Here is a 12,646-nt window from a genome sequence, read left to right as displayed (position 1 = left end):
CGCGGGCAGATGAATTGGGAAAATTCGCCAGCAGCAAGCGAGGATCTGTCAGCGGCGCCTTGCGCGCCGGATTATTCAGTGTAAAGCAGGCCGATAGGCCGGATTTTGTTACGGCGACTACCCTTGCAGGCATTCGCTATGACAGCCATTCCTCTAGGCGCAGAATTACTCCTGCGCTCAAGCTCCCTACCCGCACGCTCCGCGAGCCGCCTCAACGCGTGCCTATTTGGGATTGCTCCAGGTGGAGGTTACCGCGTTTCACCGTAACTTAATACGCTCGTCTCTGTGGCCCTATTCCTCGCCTTATACTCCCCGGCTTGCGCCGGTCGGCTTTCAGCGGACGGCCATTAACCGTCACCCTGCTCTATGGAGTCCGGACCTTCCTCCCGCCGACGCATTACGCGCCAGCCAGCGACTGTCTTGGCCTGCTTCACACCGCCATTGTACCGCGCCGCACCGTGCGCGACCAAATTTAAGCATTTCCCCTTCCTACCCATACCAATTTCGATATGCATCATGTCAAAAAAGTCATTGCAGTGGCCTTATCCGGCATACATACGAACTATTACAATATCGACAATTTTTAAAAAGGAAACTTTAATGAAACTGTTACCTCTTGCCGCACTGATCAGCACCACCCTGTTGGCCAGCTCCGCCGCCCACGCCGCCGACTGGCCTGAGAATTTTTTGAAATGCGCCGCCCAGGGCGGCACCTGCGATATCGGCACTGCCAAGCGCCAGATGTCGTTCGGCATCAAGAACAAATGGGTGGTCAAGTCGCTCAGCGGCAAAGTGGCGTGCACCGCCGCCACCTTCGGCAGCGATCCGTATCCGGGCGTCGACAAGAAATGCGCGGTCGGGCCGCTGGACGGCACCACGCCGCCGGTCACGCCGCCAGTGACTCCGCCGGTCACTCCGCCGGCCGGCACCGATCCGCTCACGCAAGCGGCGCCTGCAACCGGCTGGGCCAGCTACAGCAGCGGCACCCGCGGCGGCGCGGCGGCGACGCAGAAAGAGATCTACCTGGTCGGCTCGCCGTCGCAGTTGCTGGCGGCGCTCAAGGCCCAGGCCGGCAAGCCGGCACAGATCAAGGTCTACGGCACCATCGACATGACGGCCAGCGACAACGGCGGCGCCTTCAAGAGCGCCAGCGACCAGGGCGCGCGCAGCCTGATTTCGATTCCGTCGAACACCACCCTGATCGGCGTGGGCAGCGATGCGCGCATCGTCAACGCCCGCATCATGATCAAGGGCGTCGATAACGTCGTCGTACGCAACCTGACCATCGCCAACCCGTGCGACATCGCGCCGAAATGGGACCCGACCGACGGCAGCAGCGGCAACTGGAACTCGGAATACGACGGCGTGAATATCGACAAGTCGACCCACGTCTGGATCGACCACAACACCTTCACCGATGCGCCGCGCACCGATGATCAGTTCCCGACAGAAAAAGGCAAACTCAAGCAGTGCCACGATGGCGCGCTCGATGTCAAGAACGGTTCCGACTACGTGACCGTGTCGAACAACGTGTTCGAACTGCATGAGAAAAACACCCTGGTCGGCTCGTCCGACAGCACCAGCGCCGACGACGGCCACCTGACCGTGACCTTCCACGGCAACCACTACAAGCAAGTGACCAGCCGCGCCCCGCGCGTGCGTTTCGGCAAAGTTCACGTGTACAACAATTACTACGAAGGCGACCGCAACGCCAGGCTGTACGCGCACCACTACAGCATCGGCGTCGGCTACAAGGCCAAGATCGTGTCGCAGAACAACGCCTTCGACGTCATCGGCGCCAGCGAATGCGGCGATGTGATCGAAGCATCGGGCTCGTCCAGCAAGACCGGCGCCATCATCGACAGCGGTTCGCTGCTGAACGGCGCGGCACTAGGCTTGGGCGGCGCGAGCTGCAAGTTCAGCAACGCGATCGGCTGGACCCTGCCGTATACGCCAGCCCTGCTCGACACCGCCAAGGTGCGCGAATCGGTGCTGCGCAATGCGGGCGCCGGCAAGCTCAGCGTCAGGTAATCCAGGCACGTCCTGCATCGCGCCGCAGCCCGCCCCCGGCTGCGGCTGCGGCGTCGATTGCAGCATGTGATTGCAGCATTCGGCGCGCCGCACAGGCGCCGCATTGGACCATCATTACACCGTGGCCGGCGCGGCGCCGCCGGCCGCATCCGCATCCGCTTCCGGCGGCGTCACCAGCACCCGGTCGATCCGGTGCCTGTCCATATCCACCACCTCGAAACGATAGCGTTCCCACACAAAACGGTCGGACGCGGCCGGCACATGCCCGAGCTGTTCCAGCACGAAACCGGCCAGGGTCTGATACGCCCCGCTCGCTTCGCCCGGCAGCGCATGCCCGACCCCGAGCACCTCGCGCAGGCGCGCCAGCGGCATGGCACCGTCGAGCAGCCAACTGCCATCCTCGCGCCGCACCGCATCGGCCTCGCCCTCGTCGCCGGGCGGCGCGCCGATCAGGGCCGCCATCAGGTCGACCAGGGTCACCATGCCCTTGAGTTCGCCATGCTCGTCGACCACCAGCGCCAACTCGGCCTTTTGCTGGCGCAACTGTTCCAGCAAGCCGCGCGCGCTGACCGTTTGCGGCACCAGCAGCACCGGACGCATGGCTGCGCCGATATCAATCGCCTCGCACGCGCCATGGGTAATCGCCTGGGCCAGCAGCGCGCCGGCGTCGACTACGCCCAGCACCTGCGAAGCATCGCCGCGCACCACCGGAAAGCGGCTCAAGGGGCTGGCCGCGATGCGCGCCAGGTTGGCGCCGCGCTTGCCGTCGAGGTCGATCAGCTGCAAGGCGGCGCGCGGCGTCATCAGCGCATCGAGGCGCAGGTCGTCCAGGCGCAGGGCGCGCGCCGCGATGTCCGACTCGGTCTTGTCGAGCACGCCCGCGTCGGCGCCCTCGCGCAGCATGCCGCTGATGTCGTCGGCGGTAGGGGCGCTGTCGGGCGGACGGCCCATGCCCAGCGCGCGCATGATCAGGTCGCTCAGGGCCGAGAGCAGGTTCACGAACGGCGCCATGGCGCGCGACAGCGCCCGCAGCGGCGGCGCGATGAGGGCCGCCACCGCTTCCGGATACTGGATCGCGATGCGCTTGGGCACCAGCTCGCCAAGCAAAATCGACACCAGGGTAATGCCGGCCACCACCAGCGCCAGCGCCACCTGGCGCGCATAGGGCGCGAGCACCGGCACCGTGGCCACCTGCGGCGCCAGGCGCTCGGCGAGCGAGGCTTCGCCGAAGGCGCCATTAAAAATGGCGATCAGGGTAATGCCGACCTGCACCGTGGACAGGAAAGCGCCCGGGTCGTCGGCCAGCTGCATGGCCGTGCGCGCCCCGCCCCGGCCCCCGGCCGCCATTTTTTCGAGCCGCACGCGCCTGGCCGACACCAGCGCCAGCTCGGACATGGCGAACACGCCATTGAGCAAAATCAGGACGAGGATGATCAGCAATTCCATGGACAGCAGCCGGTGGACAAGGTCGAGCCATCCACGTTAACCCTGCCATCAGGCCCGGGTTTGAGGCAGCGCAATGTCGCGCGCGGTCCGGCGGGGATAGAAATTGTGATATTTAATGTCGTAATTTCAAAAGCTTGCCGCAATCGGCTCGCATAGAATGGCGCATACTCAACCATCCAGGCAGAGACTCCATGACGCACCCTTCCCGCAGTGGCGGCCAGATTCTGGTCGATGCCCTCAACATTCATGGCGTCGACACCGCCTTCGGGGTTCCCGGCGAAAGCTACCTCGACGTGCTCGACGCCCTGCACGACTCCGATATCCGCTTCATCATCAACCGCCAGGAAGGCGGCGCCGCGTTCATGGCCGAAGCCTATGGCAAGCTGACCGGCAAACCCGGCATCTGCTTCGTCACGCGCGGCCCGGGCGCGACCAATGCCTCGATCGGCGTGCACACGGCCTACCAGGATTCGACCCCGATGATCCTGTTCATCGGCCAGGTCGGCAACGACTTCATCGACCGCGAAGCCTTCCAGGAAATCGACTACCGCCGCATGTACGGCCAGATGGCCAAGTGGGTCACCCAGATCGACCGCGCCGACCGCATTCCCGAATACATCGCGCGCGCCTTCCAGGTGGCCACCAGCGGCCGTCCCGGCCCGGTGGTGCTGGCGCTGCCCGAAGACATGCTGATCGACACCGCCGCCGTGGCCGACACCCGCCGCTACCAGCCGGTGCAGGCGTCGCCCTCCGCCGCCCAGATCGCCACCCTGCGCGAGATGCTGGCCGCCGCAAAAAGCCCGGTGGTGCTGCTCGGCGGCGCCAGCTGGAACGCCCAGGCCTGCGCCGACTTGCAACGTTTTGCGGAAGCTAACGCGCTGCCGGTCGGCTGCACCTTCCGCTTCCAGGACCTGCTTGACAACGCCCACCCCAACTATATCGGCGACGTCGGCATCGGCATCAATCCAAAGCTGGCCGCGCGCGTGAAAAATGCCGACCTGGTGATCGCTATCGGCCCGCGCCTGGGCGAAATGACGACCGGCGGCTACACCCTGCTGGCCTCGCCCGTGCCAAGCCAGCGCCTGGTGCATTTCCATGCCGACGCCGAGGAACTGGGCAGCGTCTACCAGGCTGAGCTGATGATCAACAGCGGCGCCGCGCAAGCCTGCGCCATGCTGGCCGCGATGGAACCGGTGGACGCCGCCGCCTGGCGCGGCACGGTGGCCGAGGCGAAGGCCGAGCTGGCCGCCTACCAGGAACAGCCGCCGATTTTCAAGGATGGCAAGGCCCCGCTCGACCTGTGGCAAGTGGTGCAGGAATTGATGGCCCAGGTTCCACGCGATACGATCATTACCAATGGCGCCGGCAATTACGCTTCCTGGGCGCACCGCTTTTACCGCTACGGCGGCATGCGCACCCAGCTGGCGCCGACCAATGGCGCGATGGGTTACAGCGTCCCGTCCGGCATCGCGGCCAAGATTGTCGACCCGTCACGCACGGTGGTGACATTTGCCGGCGATGGCGAGTTCATGATGAATGGACAAGAACTGGCCACGGCGGTGCAATATAAAGCCGGCGTGATTATTATTGTTTTTAATAATGGCATGTTCGGCACCATCCGCATGCACCAGGAAAGGGATTATCCGGGCCGCGTATCGGGCACCGGATTGCATAACCCGGACTTTGCCGAACTGGCCAGGGCGTATGGTGCGCATGGCGAGGTGGTCAATGCCACGGCTGAATTTGCTCCGGCACTGGCCCGCGCGCTGGCGCACACGCGCGAGCATGCGCTGCCGGCAGTGATCGAATTGCGTTACGACGGGAATTTGATTACGCCGAACGCGACCCTGGAAACCATTCGCAAGACGGCTGAAGCGGCCAAGGCCGGCAAGTAAACAACGTACGTCGTTCCCGCCAAGGGGGCCGCCAAGGCCGGGAACGACGAAAGAATTACTGCGGGCTGGGCAACTGTGCCTGCGGCAGCAGTTCAAGACTGAGCCCGGCTGGCATCGGCAGCGGGCGGTCGTAGGCACTCTGGGTCTGGGCAACCGGTGCCGTAAAGAAACATGCAACGGTGGCGATAAACGCCAGTCCGATAACATTACGTATCCACATCGACCCCGCCACATGAATCGTCTCCGGCGAAATCAACAAGCTGAAATTTTCTGGGCTTTTCACACTGCCTCCTGTCATAGTTTCGTAATAATTTATACCCTTTCCAGATAAAAGCCTAGCGATTCTTGAGGGGAATTGATGCATATGTGTGCCGATCCCGACAGCCTATTTATTTACGGCGCGTTTGAGCCAGCGCATCACGCTTCCTATCAGCGGCAGCTTCTCGTAAAGCTCCTCGGCGGCGTCCCAATAATCGCGGTGCGTCGTTACAGCTCCGCTCGCGTCAAAGCGAATCCGGGTGGCGCCGCGAATGCATTGCGGTTCCTTTGAAAAACGCTTCATCCGGAACAGGAACTCCCATGTCAGAAAGGCATCGTCGCCCTGCAATACCGTCGACGTCACCACGAAGCGGGGCTCATCGACCTGCTCGAACATATGCTGGAAGATCGCCACGATCGGCCCGGTCCCGCGCACCTCGTTGAACGGGTCCTTGAACTGCGCATCGGGGGCGTAGATCTGCTCGATCCGGTCGCGCATCGACGCCCGCTCGATGGCTTCGTAAAACGCCACCAGCCGTGCCAGTTCCGGCGCGCGGTTCATAGACCCGTCACCTTATGGATCAGCCAGAAATACAGGCGGTACGGCAGCAGGCGCGCCAGGCGCATGCTGTTGGTGAAGCGCTTCGGAAAATGAATATGAAAGTCGCCCCGTTCGATCCCGTCCACCATCGCATACGCGGCGTCGGCGGCGCTCATCAGCGCCGGCATCTTGAAGTCGTTCTTGGCCGTGAGCGGCGTGTCGACAAAGCCCGGATTGATCTGGTATACCGCGATCCCGCGCGAACGCAGGTCCAGGTACAGCGACTCGGACAGGTTGATCAGCGCCGCCTTGGTCGGCCCATACACCAGCGCCTTGGGCAGGCCGCCGTAACCGGCCACCGACGCCACAATGCCGATCCCGCCCGCCCCCTGCTTGATCAACACCGGCAGCGCCACGTCCAGGCAGTTGAAGGCGCCGCGCAGGTTCAGGTCGATCATCTGGTTAGCCGCCGCCAGGTCGATCGCGTCGGCCCGCATCTCGTTGTAGCCGCCGGCGACGATCAGCACCAGGTCGATGCCGCCCCATTCGGCCACGATGCGCTGGCAGGCCATGTCCACGCTGGCCCGGTCGGTGACGTCGAGCGCCAGCGCCAGCGCGCGCGGTTCGCCCGCCACCGTCTGTTCCAGCTTGTCGGCGCTACGCGCCGAAAACGCCACGCGCGCGCCCAGGTCAAGCAGCAGATGCGCCGCCGCTTCGCCGATCCCGGTCGAGGCGCCGATCATCCACACGCGCTGCCCGCGCCACTCGTTGATGCGCGGGTTCATTGAGGCGCCGCGCCCGTGCGCTTGGTGAACGACAGGGTCACGCTGCCCAGGTTCACGCCGAACTTGCTCATCGCCGTGCGGTTCAACATGACCTTGTCGTCGATCAGGAACATCCAGTCGTCCATGTCCATGTTGATCACCTTGCCGTCGACCGGCAGCGCCAGCACGTACTGCCAGCGCAGCGCATTACCCGACACCGTGCCGCGCGCGCTGCCGACGACATCCGCCGCGGTGGCGGTAAAGGTGTTCGGGCCGGTGCGGGTCAGGGTCCAGATGCGCTTCTGGCGGGTGCCGTCCGAGTAGACGAAATCTTCATCGAGGATGCCGGTGTCGCCATTCCACGTGCAGCGCATCTGCACCACGAAACGCTTGATGACTTCCCCGGAGCGGTCCTGGGACATGCCGTGCGCGTCCAGCGTGCCGTTGAAGTACTTGGTGATGTCGAGCGCCGGAGTCTGTTTTGCATACGTCTCGGGGGTGGGCGTGCTGCAGCCGGCAATGGCCAGCGCCAGGGCGCCGGCGGCAAAGATCCTGTGGAGTTTCATGGGGCTATCCTTTTCAGTTAACAGTGACGAAGCGGCGCGCGCCACAACATGGCGGCGGCCAGCAATTTGAGGGCGCACGGCAGCAGCGCGTAAGCCGCAGCCAGCGCCGCAGTACCATTACCACTGCCACCGCCCGCGCCGGGCACGTAGCCGAGCCACGCCAGCAGCGGCAGGGCGATGCCGGCCGCCAGCGCCAGGGTCATTTGCACGCCCCAGTTCCACACGCCGAAGTACGCCGCTTCGCGCCCGCCCGCATGACCGGCGCCGGCGATCACGCCGGCCAGCAGCGCCGGCGGCAGCGCCAGGTCGGCCCCCAGCGCCAGCCCTGAGAGCAGGCAGATGACGCCGAAGGCGATGCCCGCACCCGCGCCGAGGCCAAACGCCCAGACGAAAACGGCGGCCGCCAGCAGCATGCCGGCGGCCCACGCGCGCGCCTCGCCGAAGCGGGCGGAGGCGGCGATCCACAGCGGCATCGAGCAGGCCGCCGCCGCGAAGTAAATAATCAGGAACAGGGCCGACATGGCGCCCAGTTGCAGCCGGTCGGTCGCAAAAAACAGGAACAGCGTGGCCGGAATCGACGAGGCGACGCCGTTTACGATCAGCACCGCGAACAAGGCCCGGAACGGCTTTTCGCGAAACGGGGCAGCCATGGCGCGCCAGCCGGGCAAGGCCTCCGCCGCAGCCTTGACCACGGGACGCGGCGAGCGCGCCAGCAGCAGCGCGCCGCCCGCCGCCAGGGTGGCGCCGAAGGCCAGACTCAAGGCGTCGTAGCCGGCCGCACCGGTGACTGCGGCGGCCAACACCACGCCGGCCAGGCCGCAGGCTTCGCGCACGCCGGTCACGCGCGCGCGTTCCAGCGGCGCCTGGGTCAGCGCCGCGCCCCAGCTCTGGTGCGCGATGGTGGCGATGCTGAACCCAAGGTAGACCAGCATCAGCGTGCCGAGAAACCAGGCCATGGTCGCCAGGCTGCCCAGCGCCGGCGGGTGGAACAGCGCCACGAAGCCGGCCAGCAGCAGCGGCAGCGCCAATGCGACGTAGCGCGCATAAGCGCCCTGCCCGCGCTCGATCCACCAGCCGAGTAGCGGGTCGATGAAGGCGGCGGCCACGCGGGCGGCCAGCAGCACGGCGCCGATCAGCGCCAGCGACAGGCCGGCGCGTTCGGCGTAAAACTGGGGCAGGTAAACATAGATCGGCAGCGCGACCATCGCCAGCGGCAGGCCGAACAGGCCGTACGAGAGCAGCTTGGCCAGCGACAGGCGGCTCATCGCGGCGCGGCGTCTTTAAGCAGTGCCGTGCGCAGCGAACGGGCAGTGGTCGCCGGGTCGAGCCAGATGCCGAAAAAGGCGCGCGCGAAGTCCTGGTCGGGCACCAATGCCAGCGCCTTGCCGTCAAGGTAGAAGCGCGCGCCCGCGCCAGGCAGGAACACGCCGCTGATATGCGTGCCCTCTTTCACATCCGGGAAGATGGTCTTCATTTTTGCCAGCCATTGGGCGCGCTGGGCGGGCGTGCCGGCACCGGTTTTTTCCATCTGCTCGGCGCTGGCCTCGGCGATCTTGACGCCATCGAGCTTGCGCGCGTAGCGCAGGTCGAGCGCAAACGGCGCAGCAAAGGGAGCGTCCAGCCGGTAGCCCTTCTCGCCCACCCACAGTTCGGCGTCGTAGATCGCCAGCGAGAACCAGGTAAACGTACCCTTGCCGGCCACCCTGGCCTGCGGCAGGTGCTCTTCGATATGGCCGGGGGCTGCGCTGGCGGACGTGACGACCATCAGCGCACAGGCGGACAACAGGAGCTGGCGGCGCAGCATCTCAGGCTTTCGTCAAGGTGAAGTGCATGACGTCGGTGTTCTTTTCACGGAACGCGGCCTCGCAGTAGCACAGGTAAAACTCCCAGGTGCGGATGAAGCGCTCGTCGAAGCCCTGCGCGCGCACCTCGTCCAGGCGCGCGTGGAAGGCTTTGCGCCATTCGACCAGGGTGTCGGCGTAATCGATGCCGAAGCGGCACTCGCTGGTGACGATCAGGCCATGTTCGAAGGCCATGCGCTCGAAGGCCGAGGGCGACGGCAGCATCCCGCCCGGGAAGATGAACTGCTGGATGAAGTCGGTGCCCTTGCGATAGCGCTCGAACAGTTCGTCGGCGATCACGATGGTCTGGATGCAGGCGCGCCCGCCCTGCTTGAGATTGCGCGCGATGCACGCGAAGTAGCTTGGCCAGTAGCTCTCGCCAACCGCTTCGAACATCTCGATCGAGGCGATCGCGTCGTACTGGCCGGCGCTGTCGCGGTAGTCGCACAGGCGCAGGTCGGTTTTATCAGCCAGGCCGGCCTTGTCGAGGCGGATTTTGGCGTAGGCCAGCTGCTGCCTTGATAAGGTCAGTCCGGTCACATGGACTTCGCCATCGCGCGCGGCCAGTTCGGCAAAGCCTCCCCAGCCGCAGCCGATTTCCAGCACCTTTTGGCCGGGCGAGACTTCCAGCTGGCGCAGGATGCTGCGGTACTTGGCCTTCTGCGCCTGTTCCAGGTCGCGCCCACTGGCCTCTGTATACAAGGCGCTCGAATAGGTCATCGACGGGTCCAGCCAAAGTTTGTAGAAATCGTTGCCGATGTCGTAGTGGGCGTGGATGTTCTTGCGGCTGCCCGACTTGCTGTTGCGGTTCAAGAGGTGCTTGATGCGGTACGCCAGGCTGCCCCACCAGCTGCCGTAGACCAGCGTTTCGATGGCGGCGCGGTTGCGCGCCAGCAGGGCGATCAGGCCGGTCAGGTTGTTGGTCTGCCAGTCGCCCTCGATGTAGGTTTCGGCAAAGCCGATGTCGCCCGAGCGCAGGGCCGCCGAAAAGCAGTTCCAGTTATTCAGTTCCAGGATCACCGCAACCGACTCGTCGCCGTAGTGACGCTGCGCGCCGTCCGGCGTGATCAATGTCAGCGCGCCGTGCTTGAGGTTCTCGAGCAGCTTGAGAATGACCTTGGCGGACGACGGCGCGGGCGTGGCGGCGCGAATACCCGGCGCGGCCGGAACAAGCGATGGCAGGGATTGGGAGCTCATCGGGTTACCTTATGTTGGGGTGGAGTCGGTTTGGAAAAGAACGGAACGCGCCGCAGCCACAGGCGCAGCGCTTGGATATGGATGCGCGCCACCACGCCGGCCGTCATCAGCGGAAAGCCGAAGAAGGCGCGCGCCACGCTGGCGGCGCTGATCGGCGCGGCGCTGCCGGACAAACTGGTTTGCAGCAGCGGGCCGTCGGCGTCGTCGTAGTCGATGCAGGCCAGCGTGCTGTCGCGGGCCTGGTCATCCTGCATGCGCACCACGTGCGTGAAGCGGAAGCGGTAGCCGCCCTGCACGTCGCAGAAGGGCGAGACGTGGAACACCTTGCGCGCGTGCAGTTCCTGGCCGTTGGCGATGTCGGCGCCGGTGTCGAGCAAATAGAAATGGCGTTCGCCGAAGGTATTGCGCACGTCGCACACCAGCGCGCGCAGGGCGCCGTCGCGCCGGTGGCAAAACCAGAACGAGACCGGATTGAACACGAAGCCGAGCACGCGCGGCATGGTTTGCAGCCAGACTTCGCCATCGGCGTCAAGAATGCCTTCCTGGCGCAGCAGGCCGTCGATCCAGTCGACCAGCGCGGTCTTGCCGTCGCCATGGTCGGCGTCGGCAAACGACAGCAGGTTGAAGCGGTTGCGCGAAAACAGCGCGCAATCGAAGCCTTGCGCGGCCATCGCGCGCAGCGGCAGGCGCACATAATAAGTGGCATAGGCGAAGGCGTTGAGCACCGGCCGCAAGCGCGTGTGGCGCACCTGGCCGAAGCACAGCTGCGCGCGTGGCGCAGGCGCCGGGTCAGGCCGCAGCATGCCGCGTGCCCTGCATCAGGTCCGTCAAGGCAGCGGCGGCGGCCAGGCCCGACTTGAGGCCATCTTCATGGAAGCCGTAGCCGGTCCAGGCGCCGGCGAACCAGGTATTTTGCTGGCCCTGAAAGCCAGCCAGGCGCCCTTGCGCGGCCACGGCGGCGTCGTCGAACACCGGGTGCGCGTAGTCGAAGGACTTGATGATGCGGGCCGAATTCGGTTCGTCGATCGGGTTGAGCGAAACGATCACCGGCGTCTTGAAAGGCAGCGGCTGCAACTGGTTGAGCAGGTAATGCACGCACACCTGCGGCGTGGCCGACGCCGTGCTCTGGTAATTCCAGGCCGCCCAGGCCTTGCGGCTGCGCGGCAGGCAGCTCGCGTCCGTGTGCAGCACGGCGCGGTTGGGCTGGTAGCGCACCGCCGCCAGCACCGAACGCTCGTCCTCGCGCGCATCCTTGAGCAGCGCCAGCGACTGGTCGCTGTGGCAGGCCATGACGACATGGTCGAACTGTTCGCAGTCGTGGGAGGTGTCGACCCGCACCGAGCGCGCGCCGCCGGCCGGGTTGCGCGTGACGGACGTGACCGGGGTGGCGAGGCGGCGCTGGGGAATCGCGGCCAGCAGTTTGTCGACGTAATTGCGCGAGCCGCCGCGCACGGTGTGCCACTGCGGGCGGTCGCTCACCTGCAGCAGGCCGTGGTTGTGGCAGAAGCGGATGAAGGTCGCCACCGGGAAGGCCAGCATCTGGTCGGATGGACAGGACCAGATGCAGGCGGCCATCGGCAGCAGGTACCAAGCGCGGAACTGCTCGCTGTAATGATGCTGGTCGAGGAATTCGCCCAGGGACATGGCCGGCATGCTGTTGGCGGTGGCCAGGCTGGTGGCGTGGCGATTGAAGCGCAGGATGTCGCGCACCATGCGCAAGAAGCGCGGGCGCAGCAGGTTGCCGCGCTGGGCGAACAGGGTGTCGAGATTGCCGCCGGCCCATTCCAGCACGCGCGCGCCGGCTTGCTGCCCCAGCGGCAGCTTGACCGAAAACGACATGTCGCTCGGCGCCGTTTCCACGCCCAGCGCGGCGAACAGGGAAATCAAGTTGGGATAGGTGCGCTCGTTGAACACCAAAAAACCGGTGTCGACACCGTGCGTGACGCCGTCCAGGGTGACGTCGACGGTGTTGCTGTGGCCACCGAAGTAAGTGCCCGCCTCGTACAGGGTCACCTCCGCCCCGCCATGGACAAGCCGGTACGCACACGACAAACCGGAAATGCCTGCCCCAATCACTGCAATTTTCATACATCCACCTGTTTTCCTT

12 protein-coding genes and 1 other RNA gene are annotated in these 12,646 nt (G+C 65.3%); 2 read left to right on the top strand and 11 right to left on the bottom strand.

The features are described from left to right. Positions 1–78: 78 nt before the first annotated feature. Positions 79–432: RNase P RNA component class A (rnpB, locus tag F1609_RS06300), an RNA gene on the bottom strand. 168 nt (positions 433–600) lie between these two features. Between rnpB and F1609_RS06295 the strand changes: the two genes are divergently transcribed. After that, positions 601–2,031, top strand: coding sequence for a pectate lyase family protein (locus F1609_RS06295; protein ID WP_167075654.1), 1,431 nt, complete (start codon positions 601–603; stop codon positions 2,029–2,031). A gap of 114 nt (positions 2,032–2,145) precedes the next feature. On the opposite strand, the gene F1609_RS06290 is transcribed toward F1609_RS06295, so the two are convergent. Continuing rightward, the gene (locus F1609_RS06290; RefSeq protein WP_167075653.1) at positions 2,146–3,477 is read right to left on the bottom strand and encodes a hemolysin family protein; all 1,332 of its coding nucleotides are present in this window, start codon (positions 3,475–3,477) and stop codon (positions 2,146–2,148) included. 191 nt (positions 3,478–3,668) lie between these two features. Here F1609_RS06290 and F1609_RS06285 point away from each other — a divergent pair, with 191 nt between their 5' ends. Continuing rightward, complete coding sequence (locus tag F1609_RS06285; protein WP_167075652.1) at positions 3,669–5,372, top strand: thiamine pyrophosphate-binding protein; 1,704 nt, start codon at positions 3,669–3,671, stop codon at positions 5,370–5,372. Between the two features lie 55 nt (positions 5,373–5,427). On the opposite strand, the gene F1609_RS06280 is transcribed toward F1609_RS06285, so the two are convergent. The 9 genes from F1609_RS06280 to F1609_RS06240 form a co-directional block, all read right to left on the bottom strand. Continuing rightward, positions 5,428–5,655, bottom strand: coding sequence for a hypothetical protein (locus F1609_RS06280; RefSeq protein ID WP_167075651.1), 228 nt, complete (start codon positions 5,653–5,655; stop codon positions 5,428–5,430). Between the two features lie 102 nt (positions 5,656–5,757). After that, positions 5,758–6,192, bottom strand: a complete 435-nt coding sequence (locus tag F1609_RS06275; RefSeq protein ID WP_167075650.1) for a nuclear transport factor 2 family protein — start codon at positions 6,190–6,192, stop codon at positions 5,758–5,760. Further along, on the bottom strand, positions 6,189–6,956 hold the full coding sequence (locus F1609_RS06270; RefSeq protein WP_167075649.1) for an SDR family NAD(P)-dependent oxidoreductase: 768 nt from the start codon (positions 6,954–6,956) through the stop codon (positions 6,189–6,191). The genes F1609_RS06275 and F1609_RS06270 overlap by 4 nt, the downstream gene beginning before the upstream one ends. Continuing rightward, positions 6,953–7,501 carry a DUF3833 domain-containing protein gene (locus tag F1609_RS06265; RefSeq protein WP_167075648.1) on the bottom strand — a complete coding sequence of 183 codons (549 nt, stop codon included), beginning with the start codon at positions 7,499–7,501 and terminating at the stop codon, positions 6,953–6,955. The genes F1609_RS06270 and F1609_RS06265 overlap by 4 nt, the downstream gene beginning before the upstream one ends. A gap of 17 nt (positions 7,502–7,518) precedes the next feature. After that, the gene (locus F1609_RS06260; RefSeq protein WP_167075647.1) at positions 7,519–8,766 is read right to left on the bottom strand and encodes an MFS transporter; all 1,248 of its coding nucleotides are present in this window, start codon (positions 8,764–8,766) and stop codon (positions 7,519–7,521) included. Then, positions 8,763–9,305, bottom strand: a complete 543-nt coding sequence (locus F1609_RS06255; protein ID WP_167075646.1) for a chalcone isomerase family protein — start codon at positions 9,303–9,305, stop codon at positions 8,763–8,765. The genes F1609_RS06260 and F1609_RS06255 overlap by 4 nt, the downstream gene beginning before the upstream one ends. A gap of 1 nt (position 9,306) precedes the next feature. Then, positions 9,307–10,539 (bottom strand): SAM-dependent methyltransferase, encoded by a 1,233-nt coding sequence (locus F1609_RS06250; protein ID WP_167075645.1) that lies wholly within the window; start codon positions 10,537–10,539, stop codon positions 9,307–9,309. Beyond that, entirely contained in the window at positions 10,536–11,342 is an 807-nt protein-coding gene (locus tag F1609_RS06245) for a DUF1365 domain-containing protein (protein WP_167075644.1), read from the bottom strand. The genes F1609_RS06250 and F1609_RS06245 overlap by 4 nt, the downstream gene beginning before the upstream one ends. Further along, a complete protein-coding gene (locus F1609_RS06240) occupies positions 11,329–12,627 on the bottom strand; it encodes an NAD(P)/FAD-dependent oxidoreductase (RefSeq protein WP_167075643.1) in 1,299 nt (432 codons plus the stop codon). Before F1609_RS06240 ends, F1609_RS06245 begins: the two co-directional genes overlap by 14 nt. Positions 12,628–12,646 lie beyond the last annotated feature (19 nt).

Origin of the sequence: Massilia aquatica (genome assembly GCF_011682045.1) — a bacterium.
GTDB classification, from domain to species: domain Bacteria; phylum Pseudomonadota; class Gammaproteobacteria; order Burkholderiales; family Burkholderiaceae_D; genus Telluria_A; species Telluria_A aquatica.
Note: the sequence above shows the minus strand (reverse complement) of the source record. Positions and strands in the feature narration are given on the sequence as shown.

Bases quoted from the DNA above. Each gene is read 5' to 3' on its own strand.
- F1609_RS06295 (WP_167075654.1), top strand. From the start codon at position 601: ATGAAACTGTTACCTCTTGCCGCACTGATCAGCACCACCCTGTTGGCC.
- F1609_RS06290 (WP_167075653.1), bottom strand. From the start codon at position 3,477: ATGGAATTGCTGATCATCCTCGTCCTGATTTTGCTCAATGGCGTGTTC.
- F1609_RS06285 (WP_167075652.1), top strand. From the start codon at position 3,669: ATGACGCACCCTTCCCGCAGTGGCGGCCAGATTCTGGTCGATGCCCTC.
- F1609_RS06275 (WP_167075650.1), bottom strand. From the start codon at position 6,192: ATGAACCGCGCGCCGGAACTGGCACGGCTGGTGGCGTTTTACGAAGCC.
- F1609_RS06270 (WP_167075649.1), bottom strand. From the start codon at position 6,956: ATGAACCCGCGCATCAACGAGTGGCGCGGGCAGCGCGTGTGGATGATC.
- F1609_RS06265 (WP_167075648.1), bottom strand. From the start codon at position 7,501: ATGAAACTCCACAGGATCTTTGCCGCCGGCGCCCTGGCGCTGGCCATT.
- F1609_RS06260 (WP_167075647.1), bottom strand. From the start codon at position 8,766: ATGAGCCGCCTGTCGCTGGCCAAGCTGCTCTCGTACGGCCTGTTCGGC.
- F1609_RS06255 (WP_167075646.1), bottom strand. From the start codon at position 9,305: ATGCTGCGCCGCCAGCTCCTGTTGTCCGCCTGTGCGCTGATGGTCGTC.
- F1609_RS06250 (WP_167075645.1), bottom strand. From the start codon at position 10,539: ATGAGCTCCCAATCCCTGCCATCGCTTGTTCCGGCCGCGCCGGGTATT.
- F1609_RS06245 (WP_167075644.1), bottom strand. From the start codon at position 11,342: ATGCTGCGGCCTGACCCGGCGCCTGCGCCACGCGCGCAGCTGTGCTTC.
- F1609_RS06240 (WP_167075643.1), bottom strand. From the start codon at position 12,627: ATGAAAATTGCAGTGATTGGGGCAGGCATTTCCGGTTTGTCGTGTGCG.